General features: G+C 58.1%; 20 protein-coding genes. 15 read left to right on the forward strand and 5 right to left on the reverse strand.

The genetic code is table 11. The features are described 5' to 3' along the window. Positions 1 to 8: 8 nt before the first annotated feature. Positions 9 to 254, reverse strand: a complete 246-nt coding sequence (locus MFLA_RS13250) for a hypothetical protein (protein WP_229407067.1) — start codon at positions 252 to 254, stop codon at positions 9 to 11. A 180-nt stretch (positions 255 to 434) separates the two neighbouring features. Here MFLA_RS13250 and MFLA_RS14720 point away from each other — a divergent pair, with 180 nt between their 5' ends. The 8 genes from MFLA_RS14720 to MFLA_RS13285 all read left to right on the forward strand — a co-directional run bounded on the left by MFLA_RS14720 (position 435) and on the right by MFLA_RS13285 (position 10,843). Continuing rightward, positions 435 to 596 (forward strand): hypothetical protein, encoded by a 162-nt coding sequence (locus MFLA_RS14720; RefSeq protein ID WP_195742016.1) that lies wholly within the window; start codon positions 435 to 437, stop codon positions 594 to 596. 61 nt (positions 597 to 657) lie between these two features. After that, positions 658 to 1,065: a PsiF family protein gene (locus tag MFLA_RS13255; RefSeq protein WP_011480819.1), complete on the forward strand. Its 408-nt coding sequence runs from the start codon at positions 658 to 660 to the stop codon at positions 1,063 to 1,065. A gap of 156 nt (positions 1,066 to 1,221) precedes the next feature. After that, positions 1,222 to 1,956, forward strand: coding sequence for a dienelactone hydrolase family protein (locus MFLA_RS13260; RefSeq protein WP_011480820.1), 735 nt, complete (start codon positions 1,222 to 1,224; stop codon positions 1,954 to 1,956). Positions 1,957 to 2,085: 129 nt separating this feature from the next. Next, positions 2,086 to 3,114, forward strand: coding sequence for a restriction endonuclease (locus MFLA_RS13265; RefSeq protein ID WP_011480821.1), 1,029 nt, complete (start codon positions 2,086 to 2,088; stop codon positions 3,112 to 3,114). A gap of 81 nt (positions 3,115 to 3,195) precedes the next feature. Then, on the forward strand, positions 3,196 to 5,382 hold the full coding sequence (locus tag MFLA_RS13270) for a type I restriction-modification system subunit M (protein ID WP_011480822.1): 2,187 nt from the start codon (positions 3,196 to 3,198) through the stop codon (positions 5,380 to 5,382). After that, positions 5,379 to 6,476 carry a virulence RhuM family protein gene (locus MFLA_RS13275; RefSeq protein ID WP_011480823.1) on the forward strand — a complete coding sequence of 366 codons (1,098 nt, stop codon included), beginning with the start codon at positions 5,379 to 5,381 and terminating at the stop codon, positions 6,474 to 6,476. The genes MFLA_RS13270 and MFLA_RS13275 overlap by 4 nt, the downstream gene beginning before the upstream one ends. Continuing rightward, positions 6,473 to 7,762: a restriction endonuclease subunit S gene (locus MFLA_RS13280; protein WP_011480824.1), complete on the forward strand. Its 1,290-nt coding sequence runs from the start codon at positions 6,473 to 6,475 to the stop codon at positions 7,760 to 7,762. The genes MFLA_RS13275 and MFLA_RS13280 overlap by 4 nt, the downstream gene beginning before the upstream one ends. 12 nt (positions 7,763 to 7,774) lie before the next feature. Continuing rightward, positions 7,775 to 10,843: a type I restriction endonuclease subunit R gene (locus tag MFLA_RS13285; RefSeq protein WP_011480825.1), complete on the forward strand. Its 3,069-nt coding sequence runs from the start codon at positions 7,775 to 7,777 to the stop codon at positions 10,841 to 10,843. Positions 10,844 to 11,134: 291 nt separating this feature from the next. Here MFLA_RS13285 and MFLA_RS15020 read toward each other — a convergent pair whose 3' ends face one another. Beyond that, on the reverse strand, positions 11,135 to 11,260 hold the full coding sequence (locus tag MFLA_RS15020; protein ID WP_267864403.1) for a hypothetical protein: 126 nt from the start codon (positions 11,258 to 11,260) through the stop codon (positions 11,135 to 11,137). 452 nt (positions 11,261 to 11,712) lie between these two features. Here MFLA_RS15020 and MFLA_RS13290 point away from each other — a divergent pair, with 452 nt between their 5' ends. The 4 genes from MFLA_RS13290 to MFLA_RS13305 are packed head-to-tail and all read left to right on the forward strand — an operon-like array spanning position 11,713 to position 17,652. After that, positions 11,713 to 12,648 (forward strand): carbohydrate kinase family protein, encoded by a 936-nt coding sequence (locus MFLA_RS13290; protein ID WP_011480826.1) that lies wholly within the window; start codon positions 11,713 to 11,715, stop codon positions 12,646 to 12,648. Continuing rightward, positions 12,645 to 14,822 carry an HAD-IIB family hydrolase gene (locus MFLA_RS13295; RefSeq protein WP_011480827.1) on the forward strand — a complete coding sequence of 726 codons (2,178 nt, stop codon included), beginning with the start codon at positions 12,645 to 12,647 and terminating at the stop codon, positions 14,820 to 14,822. Before MFLA_RS13290 ends, MFLA_RS13295 begins: the two co-directional genes overlap by 4 nt. 31 nt (positions 14,823 to 14,853) lie before the next feature. Then, positions 14,854 to 16,806: an alpha-amylase family glycosyl hydrolase gene (locus MFLA_RS13300; protein WP_011480828.1), complete on the forward strand. Its 1,953-nt coding sequence runs from the start codon at positions 14,854 to 14,856 to the stop codon at positions 16,804 to 16,806. Positions 16,807 to 16,830: 24 nt separating this feature from the next. Beyond that, complete coding sequence (locus MFLA_RS13305) at positions 16,831 to 17,652, forward strand: mechanosensitive ion channel family protein (protein WP_011480829.1); 822 nt, start codon at positions 16,831 to 16,833, stop codon at positions 17,650 to 17,652. 83 nt (positions 17,653 to 17,735) lie between these two features. On the opposite strand, the gene MFLA_RS14970 is transcribed toward MFLA_RS13305, so the two are convergent. Next, positions 17,736 to 18,089 (reverse strand): hypothetical protein, encoded by a 354-nt coding sequence (locus MFLA_RS14970; protein ID WP_048811762.1) that lies wholly within the window; start codon positions 18,087 to 18,089, stop codon positions 17,736 to 17,738. A gap of 34 nt (positions 18,090 to 18,123) precedes the next feature. Continuing rightward, a complete protein-coding gene (locus tag MFLA_RS14975) occupies positions 18,124 to 18,633 on the reverse strand; it encodes an ArsR/SmtB family transcription factor (RefSeq protein ID WP_229407068.1) in 510 nt (169 codons plus the stop codon). A gap of 9 nt (positions 18,634 to 18,642) precedes the next feature. On the opposite strand from MFLA_RS14975, the gene MFLA_RS13320 reads away from it, so the two are divergent. The 3 genes from MFLA_RS13320 (at position 18,643) to MFLA_RS13330 (ending at position 20,277) form a co-directional block, all read left to right on the forward strand. After that, on the forward strand, positions 18,643 to 19,179 hold the full coding sequence (locus MFLA_RS13320) for a ProQ/FinO family protein (protein ID WP_011480832.1): 537 nt from the start codon (positions 18,643 to 18,645) through the stop codon (positions 19,177 to 19,179). Between the two features lie 61 nt (positions 19,180 to 19,240). Next, positions 19,241 to 19,681 carry an NUDIX hydrolase gene (locus MFLA_RS13325; RefSeq protein WP_011480833.1) on the forward strand — a complete coding sequence of 147 codons (441 nt, stop codon included), beginning with the start codon at positions 19,241 to 19,243 and terminating at the stop codon, positions 19,679 to 19,681. A 5-nt stretch (positions 19,682 to 19,686) separates the two neighbouring features. Continuing rightward, entirely contained in the window at positions 19,687 to 20,277 is a 591-nt protein-coding gene (locus MFLA_RS13330; RefSeq protein WP_011480834.1) for a nucleotidyltransferase family protein, read from the forward strand. Between the two features lie 126 nt (positions 20,278 to 20,403). On the opposite strand, the gene MFLA_RS13335 is transcribed toward MFLA_RS13330, so the two are convergent. Then, entirely contained in the window at positions 20,404 to 21,408 is a 1,005-nt protein-coding gene (locus MFLA_RS13335; RefSeq protein WP_011480835.1) for an XdhC family protein, read from the reverse strand. Between the last annotated feature and the right edge of the window lie 4 nt (positions 21,409 to 21,412).

A 21,412-nucleotide genomic window follows, 5' to 3' on the forward strand; every position in this document is an offset into this window, starting at 1 on the left:
GGGAGCCCTCAGTTCCCGCCCGTCAAGACTGCAGCAATCGCCCGCAGTTCCTCCTGAGGATCGGCATACTCCTCATACGCGTGCGAAGTTCGCCGATACCAGTAACGGCTGTTCCATTCATCGCCCTCGATCTTGTGCAACACCGCATGTATCCAATGCGCGACCTCCTCATTTGCATCCTGTGCAATCCGGTGCGCACCGTCCCAGTCGCCGTCCAAAGCCAGCTCCACAGCCCTCAGCAATGACTGTTGCATCCTATCCTCCTTCATCGATCCATGCGCCATGTGGATTTTGCAGGGCAGACGGCATTTCCTGCAAGCGTGCAACACGGCTCCACTTACTGCAGCCTACACGGCACCGGTTTTCACGTCATATCGTTGTCACAACGGTACGCGATGATGACTGCCATGTTTCCCTGAGCCAGGAGTATCCCCATGCAACTTCTCAGCCAAGCCTTGCTGCGCTTGGCCAGCGCCATGGCGCTGGTCATCCTCTATATTCAGCACCTGCTGCTGCATATCGCGGCGTCATTCCCTTCGTCAACAATTGTCATTTTCTCCAATGCCGGGCAGCGCATCAGGCGCAATCGGCAGTAAGATAATCATTGCAGATCCCGGGCCAGAGCATGGCTCAACACCTCACGAGGAGACTCTTGCAATGAAACCGCTCATCCGCATCCTGTTGTTATCCATCCTCAGTATCACTGTCGCTCAGGCCAACCCGCAGCAGGACAAGATGAAATCCTGCAATGCCGAGGCTGCCGCCAACAACCTGAGCGGCGACGCCCGCAAGGATTTCATGAAGTCATGCCTGTCCGCGACAGCCGACACACCGGCCAACACCCAGCAGGCGCGCATGAAGTCATGCAACGCCGCTGCCGGAGAGAAAAGCCTCAAGGGTGACGACCGCAAAGCATTCATGAAAAACTGCCTGTCCAGCGGCCCTGAGCTCGCGGGCAATACCCAGCAGCAGAAAATGAAAACCTGCAATGCCGAAGCCGGCAAGCAAGACCTGAGCGGCGAGGCTCGCAAGGCGTTCATGAAGCGCTGCCTGTCCGCCAAATAAGCTCTGCCAGCCAGCCCTGAAGCATCTTCAAACCCGCTGGACGGGGCTGGCCTGCCTGATCAAATCCACATCTGATCGATATCCCTGCCCGAATTGTCCCTGGCGCGATAGAATATCGCCAGTTCTGATAATTAAATTTGTGGGAGGAGCCACGCAATGCTGATTCAAAGCCATATCGTCGACCTGGAAACCCCCACCGGCACCATGCGCACCTATGTGCATCGTCCTGCCGGCGAAGGCCGTTTCCCCGCCATCCTGTTCTACTCCGAAATATTCCAGCAAACCGGCCCTATCGAGCGTGCCGCACGTTTCCTCGCAGGCCACGGCTATGCCGTGCTGGTGCCGGAAGTTTTCCACGAACTCAACCCGATCGGCACCGTGCTCGCCTATGACGACGCGGGCCGCGACAAGGGCAATGCCGACAAGGCGGCCAAAGACGTACAAGGTTACGACAGCGACAACCGCGCCATGATCGAATGGGTACAGTCACAACCCTGGTTTAATGGCAATATCGGCGCTGCAGGCTTCTGCATCGGCGGCCACCTGGCATTCCGTGCCGCCCTGCAACCGGAAGTCAAGGCCACCGCCTGCTTCTATGCCACCGACCTGCATACCCAGATCATCCCCAGCAAGCCGGGCCAGCACAGCATGGAACGCCTTGCCGACATCAAGGGCGAACTGCTCATGATCTGGGGCAAGCAGGACAACCACATCCCGACCGCAGGCCGCGTACAGGTCTACCAACAATTAACGGATGCCGGCCTCAGCTTCACCTGGCACGAATTCAACGGCCAACACGCCTTCATGCGCGACGAGGGCGAACGCTACGACCCACAGCTCGCCGCCATCGGCTACCAACTGGCCTTGCAATTGTTCGGTAATACGCTGTAAGCCAAACTCAAAACCGCAGGTTCACCCCTGCGGTTTTTCATCGCTGTGTTTCCCCGCCTGCCGCCCGGAAAAACACATGCCACAAGCCCTGCACAGACAATCACCTGCAAATGCATACCTGATAGAATCATGCAGAACCAAGTGAAAACCAACTCAGGGGCAGTCAGATTGGCAAGAATGTGGATGATACGGGGAGAAGGCGGCAGCCTTTACGATGAATTCAGAGAAAACAATATCGCCGCAATCGGATGGAGCCAATTCGCACAACACGCAAAACAAGGCATCTCCCGCAAGCAATTAATCACTCTTTACGAGCAAGCAGACCCCCACGCCAAGCCTGGCACCATTATCTCCGGTGCTTCACAAGTCTGGCGATTTGTGAATGAAATCAGCGTGGATGATTGGGTTATCACTTACTCTCCCATCAACCGCACCTATCTGATCGGCAACATCCTCAGCGAGTCTGAATATCGCCATGACTTGGTGAGTCAAGGCATGGCCTTGGTACGCCGGGTGAAATGGCAAACCCAGGAACTGGCACGGGATGATTTGAGCACCCCCAGCAAAAACAGCCTGGGCTCAACCATGACAGTTTTTGAAGTGCCCGCCGCCGTGGCCACAGAAATCCTGGGAATATTACAAGGTAGCTCCACAGGTTGCGGAACACCACCCGATGAAATCATCGACGACCCGCTTGCAGACATTGATTCCCAGGCCTTGGAACGCATCAAGGATATGGTCAACAAACTGGACTGGGACGACATGCAGCAACTGGTGGCCGGCATCCTGCGCGCCATGGGCTACAAGACCCAGGTTGCGCCGCCCGGATCAGATCGTGGCAAGGACATCGTCGCTTCGCCCGATGGCTTCGGCTTTGAACATCCGCGCATCGTCGTAGAAGTTAAACACCACAAGGGACAAATTGGTAGCCAGGATATCCGCAGCTTCCTCGGTGGCCGCCACAAGGATGATCGCGGGCTGTACGTCAGCACCGGTGGCTTCACCAAGGATGCCCAATACGAGGCCGACCGCGCATCCATTCCATTAGCAATGTGGACACTGGATCATGTAGTGCGTGCCCTGATCGAACACTACGACGCGACCGATGCTGAAACCAAACGCATTGTGCCGTTGAAGCGGTTGTACTGGCCAGCTTGAGCTGGCCAGTACAACTCTCCGCCAATGCCATAACATGACCATTACTGGCGAACTTACGCACTTGGAACAAGAAGATTTTTGATGAATGTCCACACACACGAAGTACTGAAAAGCACCATATGGGAGATCGCCAATCGACTGCGCGGCCCCTACCGGCCACCTCAATATCGTCTGGTCATGTTGCCGATGGTGGTGTTGCGTCGCCTGGATTGCGTGCTGGAGCCAACCAAGGACAAGGTACTCAAGCAGTACGAAAAGCTGACGGCGCAGAACATGCCGGAAAGTGCGATGGAGCGCTTGCTTGGCCGCGCGGCGGATCCCAAGCGCAATCATCCGCTCTACAACACCAGCCCATTCACCTTCGAGCGGTTGCTGGGCGACCCGGAGAACATTGCACCGAATCTCGTCTCCTATATCAACGGCTTTTCCCCTACGGCGAGAACCATTTTCGAACGGTTCAAGTTCACCGACCAGATCGAAAAACTCGACGCCAGCAATCGACTGTTCACCATTGTCAAGGCGATGGCCGATGTCGATCTGCATCCAGATCGCATAGACAACCTGCAAATGGGTTACCTGTTCGAGCATCTGGTGATGCGCTTCAACGAACAGGCCAACGAAGAAGCGGGCGATCACTTCACGCCGCGTGAAGTCATTCGCCTGATGGCGAACCTCGTCTATACAGGCGAGAAAGACGTCTACACCCCAGGCATTTTCCGCACCATTTACGATCCCGCCTGCGGTACCGGCGGCATGCTGTCGGAATCGGAAAAATTCATCCTCGACCAGAATCGCCAGGCCAATCTGGCCTTGTTCGGGCAGGAATACAACGATGAATCCTGGGCCATCTGCTGCTCGGACATGCTGATCAAGGACGAGGACACCAGCAGCATCGTGCTGGGCGACACGCTGGGTGACGGCAAAACCCGCGACGGCTTCGAAGGAGAAAAATTCCACTACATGCTGGCCAATCCACCTTTTGGCGTGGAATGGAAAGATCAGAAGACCATCGTCGAGAAAGAGCACAAGGAGTTGGGCTTCGCTGGTCGGTTCGGCGCCGGATTGCCCGCTATCAACGACGGTTCGCTGCTGTTCCTGCAGCACATGATTTCCAAGATGCATCCCTACAAGGCCGGGGATGAAAACGCCGTTGGCTCCAAGATCGCCATCGTCTTCAACGGCTCGCCGCTGTTCTCTGGCGATGCAGGGTCGGGGCCGTCGAACATCCGCCGCTGGATCATCGAAAACGACTGGCTCGATGCCATCGTCGCTCTGCCTGATCAACTGTTCTACAACACCGGCATCTACACCTATGTTTGGCTGGTCACCAACCGCAAGGCGCCCGAGCGGCGCGGCAAGGTGCAGTTGATCGACGGCACGCGCTTTTGCCAGCGCATGAAGAAAAGCCTCAACAACAAGCGCCACGAAATCACCGAAGATCAAATACGCGAACTGACCCGCCTCTACGGAAATTTCCGGGATGGCGAAACGGCAGAGGTCGTGATCGACCACAAGACGGGCGAGAAGGAAACCCGCGTCGTTTCCCGCATCTTCGAGAACCGTGAGTTCGGCTTTCTCAAGGTGACGGTGGAACGCCCCTTGCGCATGAACTTCGAGGCCAGCGCCGAGCGCATCGCCAGGTTGGACGCGCAATCTGCCTTTGCCAACCTGGCGACCTCCAAGAAGCGCAAGGACGACAAGGCCGCAGCACGCGAGATTGCGGCTGGCCGTGAACAGCAAGACGCCATTCGCAACCTGCTGGTCAGCCTGGAGGCCAAAGGCCGCTACAGGGATCGCAAGGTGTTCGAAGCCGATCTGGACAAAGCCGCCAAAGCTGCCGGGGTGAAACTGGCCGGGCCCATCAAAAAGGCCATCTTCGCCGCGCTGGGCGAGCGCGACCCGGAGGCCGAGATCTGCCGTGACGCCAAGGGCAGGCCGGAGCCCGACAGCGAACTGCGTGACACCGAAAACATTCCGCTGCCTGCAGGCATCGTACTCCCGCTGCCGATGGACTTTGGTCCGGACAAGCCCAATGACCGGTTGATCGAGTCCTTTCGTGACGTGATCGACGCCTACATGGCGAAGGAAGTGCTGCCCCACGTGCCCGATGCCTGGGTCGATTATGACAAGACCAAGGTCGGTTACGAAATCCCGATCAACCGGCATTTCTACGTCTACAAGCCACCTCGCCCCTTGCAGGAGATCGAGGCTGACATCCGCCAACTCGAAGGCGAGATCGCCGATTTGCTCAAAGGACTGCTGGCATGAGCAAGAAGGACATCGTTCCTGCCGCGCAAGGTGAGCTGCTGATTTACCCGGCTGGGGGTGGGGTGGGGGGCATCCGCGTGTTGCTGGCCGGCGAAACCGTCTGGCTGACCCAGGCCCAGATCGCCGAGCTTTACCAGACCACGCCCCAGAACATCACCCAGCACCTCAAGGCGATCTACGCCGAAGGCGAACTGGAGGAGGCGGCAACGTGTAAGCCGTACTTACAAGTTCGCCAAGAGGGGGGCCGAGCCGTCTCCCGCAACACCAAGCACTATCGGCTGGAAGCCATCCTCGCCGTCGGCTATCGCGTGCGCTCCGCGCGCGGCACTGAGTTCCGTCAGTGGGCCACCGCGCGCCTGGGCGAGTACCTGACCAAGGGCTTTGTGCTGGATGACGAGCGGCTCAAGGGAAATGCCAGCCCCACGGATTATTTTGATGAGCTGCTGGCCCGCATCCGCGACATCCGCGCCAGCGAGGCTCGGGTCTACCAGCGCATCCGCGAAATTTTCAAGCTCGCGGTGGACTACCGCGAAGGCGACCAGGCTACCCAGCGCTTCTTTGCCACCATGCAGAACAAGATGCACTACGCCGCGACCGGCCTGACCGCGGCGGAAATCATCCGCCAGCGTGCCGATGCCGCCAAGCCCAACATGGGCGTCACCACCTGGAAAGGCAGCCGCGTGCTCAAGCAGGACGTGGGCACGGCGAAGAACTACCTGGATGCTCAGGAAATCGACACCCTCAACCGCATCACCGTGATGTTCCTGGATCAGGCCGAATTTCGCGCCATGCGTCGGCAGGACATCCGCTTGGCCGACTGGGATGCGTTCCTCGACAAGTTCCTGCGCGATACCGAACTACCGGTGCTGGATAACGCTGGCAAGGTCAGTCGCCAGCAGGCGCTGGACTGGGCTGAAGGGCAATACGACGCCTTCGCCGAGCGGCGGAGGCAGGAGGCCGAGCAGGTGGCGGAGGCGCAGTATTTTGAAGATCTGCGCAGTGCGGCGGATGCTGTGAAACTTTCCATTGGCACAAAGAAATCTGCAGCTAAGAAAGAAGCAAAGAGCAGGACAAAGAAGAGAGGTGATGCATGAGCGCGCGTGACTGGCAGGCATTACCTGCGGGATGGAGCCGTCGCCGCTTGCGGTTCGATGTGCGCACCAATCCGGTGAAATCAGAACTTGAGTTGCCCGGTGACGCCGAAGTGTCATTTGTTCCCATGGATGCCGTCGGCGAATTAGGCGGCTTGCGACTAGATCAGACACGAGAACTAGCTGATGTCTACGCTGGCTACACCTACTTCGCAGATGGCGATGTCTGCATTGCCAAGATCACGCCATGCTTTGAAAACGGCAAGGGTGCGATTGCTGAAGGGCTGAAGAATGGCGTGGCATTCGGTACCACGGAGCTGCACGTATTGCGGCCGCTGCCCACCTTGGATGCCCGTTTCCTGTTTTATCTGACCATCGCCCACGACTTCCGCAGCCATGGCGAATCGGAAATGCTGGGAGCAGGGGGGCAGAAGCGTGTACCAGAAGGATTCTTGAAAGATTGGACGCCACCATTACCGTGTATCCAAGTACAGCAACGCATAGCACGGTTCCTGGACGAAAAGACCGCCCAGATCGACGGGCTGATCGAAAAGAAGCGCGCACTTCTGGACCGGCTGGCCGAAAAGCGCCAAGCCCTCATCACCCGCGCTGTCACCAAGGGCATGAACCCCGATGCCCCCATGAAGCCCTCCGGCATCGACTGGCTAGGTGATATTCCGGCGCATTGGGAGGTTCGAGGCCTAACTAAATGCACTACACGTGTGGATTATCGTGGAGCGACGCCGGAAAAATCATCTTCTGGTGTTTTTTTGGTAACGGCAAAGAATATTAAGAACGGTCGGATTGACTACCAGATTTCTCAAGAATACATTCCAGAGGACATTTATGAGCAGGCAATGCGTCGTGGCCTGCCAAAGTTGGGGGAGGTCTTGTTTACGACAGAGGCCCCTCTAGGCGAGATCGCGCAGGTTGACCGAGAAGATATTGCACTAGCTCAACGAATCATTAAATTTACGACTTCGACACCTGAATTGGAAAACGACTATCTCGCCTACTGGATGATGTCTATGCCGTTTCAGGCGCAAATTCAAAGTCGAGCTACCGGATCGACCGCAGTGGGCTTGAAAGCAAGCAAAATTGTTGATCTGCCCTGTTTGCTTCCACCGAAAGATGAGCAGAAAGATATTATTTCCCAAGTTCGCCAGAGCTTAATGAAAATAGATGAGATCGAAACGGCGATTTCGGACTCATTAGAGTTCAAGATTGAATATCGCGCTGCCCTCATCACCGCTGCCGTCACCGGTCAAATCCCGGAACTCAACGGATAAGGAGATCACCCGATGTCCGGCCACACTGAAAACGATTTCGAAACCGCCATCGAAGCCGGACTGATCGGCACAGGCGGCTACGTCAAACGCTCGCCCAACGCTTACGACGAATCGCTCGCGCTGTTTCCCGATGACGTGACCGGCTTTCTGAAAGACAGCCAGGCCACCAAATGGGCGCAGCTTGAGGCCCTGCTCGGCGTCAAGACCGAAGCCACAGTGCTCGACAGTCTGGCAAAGGAACTGGAGATCAAAGGCACGCTGCATGTGCTGCGCCACGGCTTCAAGTGCTACGGGAAAACATTTCGGCTGGCCTATTTCCGCCCCAACTCGGGCATGAATCCGGAGGCGGCCGCGCTATATGCGGCCAATCGGCTGACCATCACCCGGCAGGTGGCGTTTACCTCTGTGATGAAAAATGCCGAGGGCAAGCACCGCCGCTGCATCATCGACGTGACACTGAGCCTCAACGGTTTGCCAGTGGTGACGGCGGAACTGAAAAACCCGCTGACCGGCCAGCGCGCAGCCGATGCGGTGCGCCAGTACGTCGAGGCACGCGACGAACGTGATCTGCTGTTCGCCTTCAAAAAACGCGCCCTGGTGCATTTCGCGGTGGACCCGGACGAGGTGTGGATGACCACGCGCCTGAAGGGCAAGGAGACGGTGTTCCTGCCCTTCAACCGAGGGCATAACCACGGTGCGGGCAATCCACCCGTGGAGGGCAACTGGAAAACCCATTACCTGTGGGACGAGGTGCTTCAAGCCGATAGCCTGCTCGATATCCTGCAACGCTTCATGCACCTGGAGGTCAAGGAGCGGCAGGTCAAGACCGACAAGGGCGCACGCACCATTCGCAAGGAGACCATGATTTTCCCGCGTTATCACCAGCTCGATGCGGTGCGCAAGATGGTGGCCCACGCACGCGAGCAGGGTTCGGGGCGCAATTACCTGATCCAGCATTCGGCGGGTTCGGGAAAATCTAACTCCATTGCCTGGTTGGCGCACCGGCTCGCCAGCCTGCACGATGCCCAAGACCAGAAAGTATTCCACTCGGTAGTGGTGGTGACCGACCGGCGTGTGCTCGACCAGCAGTTGCAGAACACGATCTACCAGTTCGAGCACAAGACCGGTGTGGTGGAGAAGATTGACGAGGATACGCAGCAACTGGCGCGCGCCTTGTCGCAAGGCACGCCGATCATTATCACCACCATCCAGAAATTTCCTTTCATCTCGCAGGCACTGTCCACGCTTGAGCGCAAGGGCGCAGGCGTGAAGATCGACACCGCGGGCAGGCGCTTCGCTGTGATCGTGGACGAGGCGCATTCCTCACAAAGCGGCGAGACAGCAACCGCACTGCGCGGCATGCTGAACCGGGACGGTATCGAAGCCGCGATCGCCGCGCAGATGTCGGACGAGGAGGATGACGATCTGTCTGCCGAAGCCAGAGCGGCGCTGCTGCGCGATGCACTCAAGCGCGCACGTCAACCCAATCTGTCGTTCTTCGCCTTTACCGCCACACCGAAGTTCAAGACCAAGGTGCTGTTCGATGAGCCGGGACCGTCGGGTACCTCGCCGTTCCACGAATACACCATGCGGCAGGCCATCGAAGAAGGCTTCATCATGGACGTGTTGCAGAACTACACGACCTACAAGCGCTTCTTCGGCCTCATCAAACAGGTGGAGAACGACCCGGAAGTGCCACGCAAGAAAGCTGCCAAGGCGCTGACGCGCTATCTGGAATTGCACCCGGTCAACATCGAGCAGGTGGTGTCCGTCATCGTGGAACACTTCCGGCTTTATGTGATGCACGAGCTGGGTGGGCGCGCCAAGGCCATGGTGGTCACCGGCTCGCGGCTGGCCGCGGTCAAATACAAGCTGGCATTCGACCAGTACATCAAAGCCAACGGCTATACCGGCATCCGCTCGCTGGTGGCTTTCTCCGGCACGGTGGAAGACCCGGACGACCCCGGTGCCTCGTACACCGAAGTGTCCATGAATGATGGTCTGGCTGAAAGCGAGCTACCGGAAACCTTCGAGCGTGACGACTACCGCGTGCTGCTGGTCGCCGAGAAGTACCAGACCGGCTTCGATCAGCCGCTGTTGCAGACCATGTATGTGGTGAAGAAGCTGGCCGGTGTGCAGGCAGTGCAGACCCTCTCGCGCCTCAATCGCATGGCGCCGGGCAAGGCGCGCACCTTCGTGCTGGATTTCGCCAACGAGGAAGACGACATCTTCAAGGCGTTCAAGCCCTACTACGAAGCAACGCCCATTGGCGAGAATGCCGATCCACATCGCCTCTCCGAGTTGCAGCACAAATTGCTGGAATGGGCCATCTTCGCGCCCGCCGACGTGGGCGCATTTGCCGAGGTTTGGTATCGGCCCAAGCGTGAACATTCGGCCAGCGATCACCGAGTGATGAATGCCTTGCTGGATACGGTGGTGCATCGTTTCGGTGAGCGCGAGGAACACGAGCAGGAGGAATTTCGCGGGCAGCTCACCGCTTACCGGAATCTGTACGCCTTCCTCTCGCAGATCATTCCTTATCAGGACAGCGAACTTGAGAAGCTGTACACCTTCGTGCGCAACCTGATCGCCAAGCTGCCGCCCCCGGGCGACGGACAGGCATTCGTGCTGGATGACGAGGTGGCGTTGCGTTACTTCCGGCTGCAGCAGATGACCGAAGGATCCATCGAACTGGGTAAAGGTTATGCTGCCCCTTTGAAGGGACCTACTGACGTGGGCACCTTGCGCGTGGCCGAAGAGCCTGTGACGCTGTCGAGTCTGGTGGACAAACTCAACGAGCGGTTTGGCACCGACTTCAATGAGGCTGACCAGTTGTTCTTCGATCAGATCCGCGCCACGGCAGAAGGCAACGAACAGATCATCGAGGCCGCGCGCGCCAACAATCTGGGGGATTTTTCATCTTATCTCGAACGCGCTCTAGACGAATTGTTCATCGACCGCATGGAGGGCAACGAGGAAATCTTCTCGCGCATCATGACCGACAAAGCTTTTCGTTCGGCGGCACACGAGCATCTGGCACTCGAAATCTTCCGACGCGTGCGGGAGGATGCAGAAAAATAACAGAAAAAAACTGCTCAGCAATAGCGCGCCTGAATTTCTTAATGTTTACCGACCTCGGCTCGTGCTGCTGCAACACAATGTCATATCCTCATAATATTTATTATTTTGAGTTGAATATAAAAAAGGAAAACGTGCTGCACATGGCGCAGGCGGTCAGCACAGAGCAGGTGGTGTTCTACGACTAGGGCATAGGGAACGGATATCACTTACATCGAATTCGTCGGCGTCTGGGATAAGGTAGGATCGCTTGGCATTCCCATCCCCTGAGGCACGCTAGGCGAGTGCCAACTCCTATTCCACGATACCGAGCCCAGCAAGATCATCCTTCATGCCCGCCATACCGTGTCGATCCGATAATCGCAACAATCCTGGGCCGAATTGCGGGGCGAGAAACCGCCACTGGACTTGAAGAGCCATTGCGTTACCTGATGGATGTTTTCGGAAACGGCACAAAGAGGACTAATTTTTGAACCTCACCTCAAGAATGCCATCCAAGCTGATGCACATGACCAGCAACACCATGAGCGCAAAGGCATCCACCTGGTCCGAGAAGAGCATGCCTCAACACTCCCGGGCCAGTTCACACATCGGTCAGGCAACGCTGGTAAGCCATACAGACAGTTATCGTAGTAAGAGTCAGACCCTTGCGCGGCTACTCGATGAAGCATTCGCAACTGGCGCAGGATAGCTGTGGTCTGCATTCCATACGCCAACCGCTTGCCACGCCCGATCATGCCTTGCGCCCAGCACAAGCGGCTAACAAAACTCAGCTTGGCGACCTAGCCAGCCAGCCGTCACGGGCAGGAAGGCAATGCAACCTGGCAGGCGAGCTTTGTCAGCCGCTGTACATAATAAATAAAGGAGCAGCAGTGGCATTAACTCAACGTGACTTCAAGAAAAACAACGGCCATGCGGTTGCCATCTTCGGCGAGGTGCTCGCCGATGTCTTCCCCGATGGCAGCGTGCTGGGCGGCGCCCCGTTCAATGTCGCCCGCCACTTGCAGGCATTTGGCCTGCATCCTGTGATGATCACCCGCGTCGGCCAGGACGACCTCGGGCGCGAACTGCTGGAGGAAATGCAGCGCCTGGGCATGGATACCAGCGGCGTGCAGATCGACCCCGTTCATCCAACCGGACAGGTGAAGGTTCACCTATCCCCCAGCGGGCATCAATTCGAGATTTTGCCTGCGCAGGCCTATGACTATATTCATGCCGGCGTGACGCACATGGTCACCATGGCCACCAAGCCCGACCTGGTGTATTTCGGCACGTTGGCCCAGCGCAACATGGAATCGCGCCTGGCCCTGGATAATTTTCTCAACTATGGCACCAGCCCCCGCTTTCTCGATATCAACCTGCGCGACCCGTGGTATGACAAGCACACAGTGCGCCGCTCCCTGTTGCGCGCCGATCTCGTCAAGCTCAACGATGAGGAGCTCGCCATCCTGGTCAAGATGTTGCGGTTGCCAGGACGCTCGCCACAGGAACATGCCGCCGCACTGATCAAGCGCTTCAACCTCGATTTGCTGCTGGTAACAGAAGGCGACAAGGGGAGCTGGCTGATGAATGCAGCAGGGCAGGTGGAAGCCGTGGAGGGCGCAGAGCCGCCCCAAACCTTTGTCGACACGGTAGGTGCTGGTGACGCTTTCGCTTCGGCCTTCATCCTCGGCATCCTCAAGGGCTGGCCTGCCGATGTGACCCTGGCGCGCGCCAACCAGTTTGCTGCCGCGCTGTGCAGCGTACGCGGAGCCGCGCCGTCTTCTCTGGCGTTCTATGTGCCATACAAGCAGGAGTGGCAACTATGAGCACACCTGACGAACGCCCTATCTATATCATGATGATCAGCATGCATGGGCTGATCCGTGCCGAGAACCTGGAGCTGGGCCGCGATGCCGATACCGGCGGGCAGATTACTTACGTCGTCGAGCTTGCCCGCGCGCTGGGCAAGCATCCGATGGTGGAGAAGGTCGACCTGATCACGCGCCGCATCGAAGACGAGAACGTGTCGAAGGATTACAGTGTTCCCGAGGAGCAGCTGGAACAGAATGCCCGCATCATCCGCCTGCCCTGCGGCCCCAGGCGCTACCTGCGCAAGGAATCCCTGTGGCCGCACCTCGACCAGATGGTGGATCAGTGCCTGCATTTCCTGCGCAGCCAGGGCGGCCGGCTGCCCGACCTGCTGCACACCCACTATGCTGACGCCGGCTATGTCGGGAGACAGTTGTCCCTGCTGCTCGGCATTCCGCAGGTGCACACAGGGCACTCCCTCGGCCATCCCAAGCGCCAACGCCTGCTTGCGGCTGGCCGCAAGGCATCCAGCATCGAGCGCCAGTTCAATTTCGAACGCCGGATTGCCGCAGAAGAATCCATTCTCGAACACGCATCCATGATCGTCACCAGCACGCAGCAGGAGATTGACGAGCAGTACAGCATGTACCGGCATTTCGACTACCAGCGTTTCCGCGTCATTCCTCCCGGTACCGACACCACGCGCTTTTCCCCCCCTGGCCGCCGCAAGATATCTTCGGAGCTGCAGGCGCAGATCGACCGTTTTTTCTCCAACCCCGACAAGCCACTGATTCTGACCATTTGCCGCCCTGAGGTACGCAAGAACCTCAAGGGCCTGATTGCAGCCTTCGGCGAAAGCACAGAGCTGCAGCAGCAAGCCAACCTGCTGATCGTGGCAGGCGCGCGCGATGACATCCGCCAGCTGGAGGAGTCGCAGCAGCAAGTTATGCTGGAACTGCTGCTGGATATTGACCGCTACGACCTCTGGGGCAAGGTTGCTATCCCCAAGCATGTCTCGCAGGACAACATCCCCGAGCTATACCGCCTGGCAGCGCGCCGCCGCGGGGTTTTCGTCAATGCCGCCCTCACCGAGCCATTCGGCCTCACGCTGATCGAGGCTGCCGCCAGCGGCCTGCCCTTTGTGGCGCCGGACGACGGCGGCCCGCGCGACATCGTGCAGAACTGCCGCAGCGGGTTACTTGCCAATACCTTGGACAGCAACGCGATTGCCAGTGCCTTGCTGGATCTGCTGTCGGACAAGAAGCGCTGGCGCACCTGGGCCAAGAACGGCCTGGCAGGCATCAGGCGGCATTACAACTGGCCCGCCCACGTCAACACCTATATGAAGCAGGTCAGTCAGGTGTTGCGGCGTGACCGCAAACGCTGGCGCCGCCAGCTCGTTATTACGCTGGATTCGGGCAAATCCTATATGCCGCTGGTTAACTCCGCCCTGATCAGCGATATCGACAATACCTTGCTCGGCGACAAGCGCTCATTACGGCAACTGGTGCACTGGCTCAAGGAGCGCAAGGGCAAATTTGCCTTCGGTATCGCTACCGGCCGCACCATAGAAAGCGCTGTCAATATCCTCAGGCAATGGCAGGTTCCCATTCCCGAGGTATTGATCACCTCCGTCGGCAGCGAGATCCATTACGGCGCGCGCCTGATTCCCGATACCGGCTGGGCGAACCATATCCGCCACAAATGGCGCCGAGACGCCTTGGAGGAAGCCATGAAATATTTTCCGGGACTGACGCTGCAGGCAGAGGAAAACCAGCGCGAATTCAAGCTCAGCTACATCGTGGATCCGGACAAGATGCCGCCGCTGGAGGAGATCAACCTGCACCTGCGCAGCCAGCAGTTGTTTGCGCAACTGATCTACTCGCACAACGAGTTCCTCGACCTGCTGCCCATCCGCGCATCCAAGGGGCATGCCATCCGCTACCTGGCCTATAAATGGGGCGTGCCCGTCCGGCACTTTCTGGTGGCGGGGGATTCCGGCAACGACCATGAGATGCTGGTGGGCGACACACTGGGCGTGGTCGTCGGCAACCATAGCCAGGAGCTGGAGCAACTACGCGGCATGGAGCAAGTCTATTTCGCCAAGGGGCATTACGCGGCTGGCATCCTGGAGGGCATTGCCCATTACCGCTTCGATGAAATCGAGCCCAGCCCTGTCAGCGAGCATTAGCCTCACAGTCACTGCAAGAAAGTAGAACGGCATGTACGAACAAGTCTCCCACTCGTTACTGAACGATATCCTCATCGGCCTGGACCCCAAGGTGGGTTGCGAAGACCTCAAGCACTTCTATATCCGCCTGGGGGCGAATTTCTACGCCATTCACTCATTGTTCCACCAGCTTTACGGCGACCGGCAGGATTTCCGCCTGCAGATGCACAAGCTGGTGGCCGTCATGGCGAAGCAATACGTCAGCCGACCCCAGGAGCTGCGCCATCGCGACCTTGCGCGCGAAAAGGATCACAACTGGTTCCTGAGCCAGAAGCTCGCGGGCTATGCGCTCTATTGCCAGGAATTTGCACAAAGCCTGAAAGGCATGCATGAGAAGCTGGACTACCTGCAGGAGCTGGGCATCAACCTGATCCATATCATGCCCATTCTCGATGGCCCAAAGGGACGTAACGATGGCGGCTATGCCGTGCGTGACTTCCGCAAGATCGATGAGAAATACGGCACGCTGGAAGATCTCGATACCCTGAGCGCCGAACTGCGCAGCCGCGATATGCTGCTGGTGCTCGACGTCGTGGTGAACCATACATCCGACGAGCACGAATGGGCGCTGAAAGCCCAGCAGGGCAACAAGAAGTACCAGGAGTACTACTACACGTATCCGGATCGAAAGATCCCCGACCTGTTCGAGCAGACCATGCCCGAGGTATTTCCCGATACCGCGCCCGGCAACTTCACCTGGAACGAGAAGATGGGGCGCTGGGTGATGACGGTGTTCAACAACTTCCAGTGGGATCTCAACTACAGGAACCCGTCTGTATTCATCGAGATGATCGATATCATCCTGTTCTGGGCCAACCACGGCGCAGACGTGATACGTCTCGATGCAGTCGCCTTCCTCTGGAAGAAAATCGGCAGCCCCTGTCAGAACGAGCGGGAGGCGCACCTCATCCTCCAGCTCATGAAAGACTGCTGCCAGGTAACCGCGCCCGGCACCTTGTTCATCGCCGAGGCCATCGTCGCCCCGCTGGAGATCATCAAGTATTTCGGCGAGGATGCAGTCAATGCCAAGGAATGCGAGATCGCCTACAACGCCACCTATATGGCCCTGCTGTGGGATGCCGTCGCCACCAAGAAGACCCTGTTGCTCAACCGCGGGCTGCGTAGCCTGCCCACCAAGCTCGACGGTGCCACCTGGCTCAACTACGTGCGCTGCCACGACGATATCGGCCTGGGCTTCGACGACAACGACATTCGCGCCTCGGGCTACGACCCGCAGGCACACCGCCGCTTCCTGGTCGATTACTACACCGGCGCCTATCAAGGCTCCACGGCAACCGGCGTTGCCTTCGGCGTCAACCCCAAGACCGGGGACGCACGCATCTCGGGTTCGCTGGCCTCCCTGGCGGGGCTGGAAACCGCCCTGTTGCGGAATGACGCGCAGGCCATCGACACCAGTATCCGCACCATCATCCTGCTGCATAGCATGATCGCGTCCTTTGGCGGCATTCCGCTCATCTATTACGGGGATTCGATCGGCACCCTCAACGACAACACCTATCTGGATGATGAAAACAAGCACCATGACAGCCGCTGGGTGCACCGTCCCAGCCTGGACTGGAACAAGGCTGCCCGCCGCCACGAACCTGGCACGGTGGAAAATCGCATATTCACTGCTATCCAGAGGATACTGGCCGTGCGCAAGCAGATTCCTGCTTTTGCCGACCTCAACAATCGCGAGATCTTCGAAACCAGCAACCCGCACTTATTCACTTTCCTGCGCTTCACATCCCAGGGCATGCATTCGCGCGTGCTCGTGATCGCCAACTTCGACGCCTCCCCGCAGTACATGAACCTGCGGGAGCTGGATTCGGTCAATCTGTTCAGGCATGTCGAAGTCAAGGATCTCTATAGCGGGGAGACCCTGTCCACCAAACACGGCACCCTGGAGATTCCGCCACTCGGCTTTTATTGGTTACAGCTTTGATTCAATTGGCAGGAAAGGTGACTCATGCCCTCGTTTCTCGCTTTTCTCGGCACGCCTGACAATATCATTCCGTTGATCATGTCGGCGTTGCGCATCACGTTCGTCGTGCTGGCCGCCATTTTACTCATCCGGTTCTGTAACAAGGCTATCCGCATGCTCAAGAACAGATTGCGTGCCCGTGCGCAGCGGAATCTGGAGGAGCTCAAGCGTATCGAAACGCTTGGACGCGTCATCAGCTATGTCGCCACCACGGTGATTGGCACGATTGCCGTGATCGAGGTGCTGCACGAATTTGGCATCTCGCTCGCGCCCGTGTTGGCCGCCGCCGGTATTGTCGGCGTGGCGGTAGGTTTCGGCGCGCAAAGCCTGGTCAAGGATTACTTCAATGGGCTGGTCATGCTGCTCGAAAACCAGATCCGCCAGGGTGACTCCATCGAGACTGCTGGCAAGAAAGGTACGGTAGAAGAAGTCACCCTACGCCATATCCGCTTGCGCGACTACGAAGGCACGGTGCACTTCATCCCCAACAGCGTCATTACGACCGTAAGCAACATGAGCCGGGGCTTTGCCTATGCGGTGATCGACATCAAGGTTCCCATCGCCAGCGATTTCACCCATATCATGCAGGTAATGCGCAGTATCGGAACACAATTACGCGCTGATGAGGATTTCCGCGACAAGATTCAAGGTGACCTTGAAATTGCCGGTATCGAGCACATGGATCATGAAACTGCCGTGCTGCGTGCCCGATTCCAGGTCAGGCCGCAGGACAAAGGCAGTGTGCGCAGGGAATTCATGTACCGGGTGAAGCAGGCATTGGATACGCCGGTGCAATCAGCCGAATAAACGGCAGGACAAACACGTGACAGGCAGTATCCCGGGGCCGCTCTTAAAAACTCCGCCCGGGATGGTTCATCACACAGGGAAGATCAGGCCAGCTTTACCGGCCCATGGTCGTCACAATGGTCGCCATGAGGATGGTGCAGATGCCCGTCCACCAGGTAATCCACATGATCACCGTGGGGTACTGCCGCATGACCGCATTCAGGGCCATGCACATGCCCTGGTTCATGTCCTGCGCAATGATGCGTTGGCGTGCATGCTTCCGGGTTGGTTGCCGATACCGCAATCACATGTTCATCCACATGGGTTTCATGAGGATGATGCAGGTGCCCATCGTGCAGGTAATCGACATGGTCTTCATGCACAATGGCCGTATGCCCACAATCAGGCCCGTGCTGGTGGGCATGCTCATGGTGATGAGGGTGTTTACAGGTTGTCATAGCCGCGACTCCTTTTCTAATGAAAAACAACAATTCAACGGCCGGAAACCGCCTCAGCCGCATGATCAAGAATATTGCGCAGCAGTCGATGCACATGTACATCGGCAAGCGCATAGAACATATGCTTCGCTTCGCGCCGTCTGGTCACAAGGTTTACGGCATGCAGCATTTGCAAGCGTGCCGACACACTGCTGACCTTGTCCTGTTCCAGTGCGACCAATTCTGAAACACACATCTCACGCTGAGCAAGCCAGAGCAACAGCCTTAACCGCCCGGCATCGCTCAATGCATGGCATATGGCCGCAGCCTTATCGAGCTGCGCTGACTCCACCATCTTGCAATCCGACATGGCGTCATCATGATGGCAAGCAGTGTTTATATGATTCACCATATCGATCACTCCAACATTCCATGGAATAATAGAATGTTGGATTCGAGCCGTCAAGCCATTCTGCCGGGCATGCTGAGATTCATCACGAATGACTGCAAAGGTATCTCTGAATATATTGCATTCAGTAGTAGAATTGTATTTTTCACCCCGCAAGATAACACCATGGGCTTTGAACAACTCGCAGAACTGAAAAAACAACTGGCCGCCAAAGCCAAGGCAGAGCGTCCGGTCAATCCTCAGCCAAAGGCACAAGCCCGATCAAAAGCTTCTGCTCCGCGCAAACAGCAGGAAAATCCGGTAGATCCCGTGGTGCTGACCATTGGCAGGTTACAACGGCTTTTCCCCAAGGCATTCCCTAAGAACCCGGCGCCCAAGCTGCCGCTCAAAATCGGTATCCACAAGGAATTGCTGGCAAAAGCCAGCGAGATCAAGCTGGAAGAAGCTGCCATCACGGAAGCGGTCAAAACCTGGTGCCGGGGCACCCGCTACTGGGCCAGCATCGTCGAAGGCGCGCCGCGCATCGATCTTGAAGGCAATCCGGCAGGGGAGGTCACGGCCCGCGATGCGGCACAGGCAAGGGCACTGGAAGCGCGACGCAAACAGCCTCGCAAGCCCAAGGCTGAGACTGTCACTGCACCAGAACCAGAACCAGAACCAGAACCAGGCAATACTCAATATCCAGCAGACCCTACTGCCTGAGATGACGAGCACATGAAGAGGTGTCGTCGCCGACAAAACCAGCACATCTCGCCATTACGCCATGGCACTAACGCCTCACCCGATTCCTGCCACGATCGCTATTGTCGTCCATGAGCAGCGGGTATTGCTGGTACGGCGCGCTAATCCTCCCGATGCAGGCTACTGGGGATTTCCTGGCGGCAAGATCAATATTGGCGAAACGATGGAGCAAGCCGCCATCCGGGAGTTACTGGAGGAAACCGGCATCCATGCCGAGGCCATGCGGGTCATCACCGCCGTCGATGCATTCTCGCACACCACCGCCCTGCAGCTTGAGCAACATTTCGTGCTGATTGCCGTGCTGTGCCGATGGCTTTCCGGTACGCCAGTTGCCGCTGATGATGCGCTTGAAGCCAAGTGGTTCTTCCTGTCAGAGCTTGACCAGCCTGGCCTGCTGCTGAGCAAGGATGTTGCAATGGTCGCCCAGCTGGCTCTATCGCACATGCTTACCGCTGAAGATTAGTGGACATGAAGATTACCGCCATCCTGCTCGCCGCCGGACATTCCCGCCGTTTCACCCACGGTAATAAATTGCTTTACCCCCTGCAGGGCGGAGAAGCCACTGCCGTCGTTGCCGCTCGCCACTTGCTTGCTGCGTTGCCTGACTGCCTGGCAGTGGTCCGGGCGCCCGCACTTGCCCAAATACTTGCCGACTGCGGGCTGGAAACCTTGTCCTGCAAGCCGCACGAACAGGTGATGGCCGACAGCCTGGCAGCTGCCGTCCGGCATGTGGTTTCACGCCAGCGGCCTCCGGATGCCATCGTGGTGGCACTGGCCGATATGCCATTTATCCGCCCGGACACCATTGCTGCGGTAGCGGCGCAACTGGCAACGGGCGCTCGGATCGCCGCGCCCGCCTATCAGGGAGTGCGTGGCCACCCCGTGGGATTTAGCCACCAGCTTTTTGCGCAACTGGCGGCATTGTCTGGCGATGAAGGCGCCCGCTCTGTCCTGCAACGCCATGCACAGGATATCGAGCTGGTTGCGTGCGACGACCCAGGCATCCTTCAGGACTTCGACACCTGGGAGGAGTTGCAGCGCTTATTGCCCGCACCCTAACAGGCCGGGGCCCACTACAAGCATGGGCGCGCCGAAAGACGCATTACACCCGGCAAAGCGCTCCAAGCCCAGCCTATGCGTTGCGTCCAGCAAGGCAAAGCCATCGGGAGACTTGGACAGCTGCGTTTAACTGGCGCAAGCATTGCCCGTAGACAATGCATTCGCGATCGACTGGCTGGTGATCGCCGCCGCACGCTGCTGCGAGCGAACCTGAATGATCTCCGCCAGAATGGCGATGGCGATTTCTGCAGGCGTGCGACTGCCGATCGGCAAGCCTACCGGACCATGTAAACGGCCGATCTCTTCTTCGTTGAGGTCGAACATGCGCAGGCGCTCGCGGCGCTTATCCTGGTTGAGCCTGGAACCGAGCGCGCCGACGTAGAAGGCTTCCGAGCGCAATGCCTCCAGCAGGGCCATGTCGTCGAGCTTGGGATCGTGCGTCACTGCCACGATGGCAGTATAGGCATCAGGCACCATTTCCAGCACTGCGTCGTCGGGCATGCATTCGCACCATTGCACGCCATCCACCTGCCATTGCGCACGGATTTCCTCGCGTGGGTCGCACACCAGCACATGGAATTCCAGCGCCTGCGCCATGCTGGCGAGGATGGCGCCCAGCTGGTTGGCGCCGATGATAAGCAAGCGCCATTGCGGGCCAAAATAATGATGGAACCAGCCATCCTCCAGGCAAGCCACGGCGCCCGGCATGGCTTCGCCAAGTACGATGTCATTGGTGCCGAGCCGCACGGAGCGGCGCAACAGCTTGCGTTGCCGCAGGCTTTCCAGGACCGGCCGCAACACGTCGGCATCCTGCACCTGCTCGACGAAAATCTGCAGGCGGCCGCCGCAGGGAATGCCATAGCGCTGCGCCTCGTCGCGGCTGACGCCATATTCGAGCAGGCCATTCACCTCCGGCAGGCGGCCGTCGCGCGCCCGCTCAATCAGCTCATCCTCGATACACCCGCCGGAAACGGAACCCAGCAGCTGACCATCGTCGCGCAATGCCAGCATGGCACCCGGCAGGCGCGGCGACGAACCCCAGGTCCGCACCACGGTGCACAGGTGGACCCGATGGCCCGCCTGCAGCCAGGCGATCGCGTGTTCCAGCGCGTCTTGCTCAGGAGCATGCATGACG

Source organism: Methylobacillus flagellatus KT, from assembly GCF_000013705.1.
In the GTDB taxonomy this organism is placed as follows: Bacteria; Pseudomonadota; Gammaproteobacteria; order Burkholderiales; family Methylophilaceae; genus Methylobacillus; species Methylobacillus flagellatus.

Coding starts and splice junctions, on each gene's coding strand:
- MFLA_RS13260 (WP_011480820.1), top strand. CDS start 1,222: ATGCTGATTCAAAGCCATATCGTCGACCTGGAAACCCCCACCGGCACC.
- MFLA_RS13255 (WP_011480819.1), top strand. CDS start 658: ATGAAACCGCTCATCCGCATCCTGTTGTTATCCATCCTCAGTATCACT.
- MFLA_RS13265 (WP_011480821.1), top strand. CDS start 2,086: ATGCAGAACCAAGTGAAAACCAACTCAGGGGCAGTCAGATTGGCAAGA.
- MFLA_RS14720 (WP_195742016.1), top strand. CDS start 435: ATGCAACTTCTCAGCCAAGCCTTGCTGCGCTTGGCCAGCGCCATGGCG.
- MFLA_RS13280 (WP_011480824.1), top strand. CDS start 6,473: ATGAGCGCGCGTGACTGGCAGGCATTACCTGCGGGATGGAGCCGTCGC.
- MFLA_RS13295 (WP_011480827.1), top strand. CDS start 12,645: ATGAGCACACCTGACGAACGCCCTATCTATATCATGATGATCAGCATG.
- MFLA_RS13250 (WP_229407067.1), bottom strand. CDS start 254: ATGCAACAGTCATTGCTGAGGGCTGTGGAGCTGGCTTTGGACGGCGAC.
- MFLA_RS13305 (WP_011480829.1), top strand. CDS start 16,831: ATGCCCTCGTTTCTCGCTTTTCTCGGCACGCCTGACAATATCATTCCG.
- MFLA_RS13285 (WP_011480825.1), top strand. CDS start 7,775: ATGTCCGGCCACACTGAAAACGATTTCGAAACCGCCATCGAAGCCGGA.
- MFLA_RS13275 (WP_011480823.1), top strand. CDS start 5,379: ATGAGCAAGAAGGACATCGTTCCTGCCGCGCAAGGTGAGCTGCTGATT.
- MFLA_RS13300 (WP_011480828.1), top strand. CDS start 14,854: ATGTACGAACAAGTCTCCCACTCGTTACTGAACGATATCCTCATCGGC.
- MFLA_RS13325 (WP_011480833.1), top strand. CDS start 19,241: ATGGCACTAACGCCTCACCCGATTCCTGCCACGATCGCTATTGTCGTC.
- MFLA_RS13335 (WP_011480835.1), bottom strand. CDS start 21,408: ATGCATGCTCCTGAGCAAGACGCGCTGGAACACGCGATCGCCTGGCTG.
- MFLA_RS14970 (WP_048811762.1), bottom strand. CDS start 18,089: ATGACAACCTGTAAACACCCTCATCACCATGAGCATGCCCACCAGCAC.
- MFLA_RS13270 (WP_011480822.1), top strand. CDS start 3,196: ATGAATGTCCACACACACGAAGTACTGAAAAGCACCATATGGGAGATC.
- MFLA_RS13330 (WP_011480834.1), top strand. CDS start 19,687: ATGAAGATTACCGCCATCCTGCTCGCCGCCGGACATTCCCGCCGTTTC.
- MFLA_RS15020 (WP_267864403.1), bottom strand. CDS start 11,260: ATGGCTCTTCAAGTCCAGTGGCGGTTTCTCGCCCCGCAATTCGGCCCA.
- MFLA_RS13320 (WP_011480832.1), top strand. CDS start 18,643: ATGGGCTTTGAACAACTCGCAGAACTGAAAAAACAACTGGCCGCCAAA.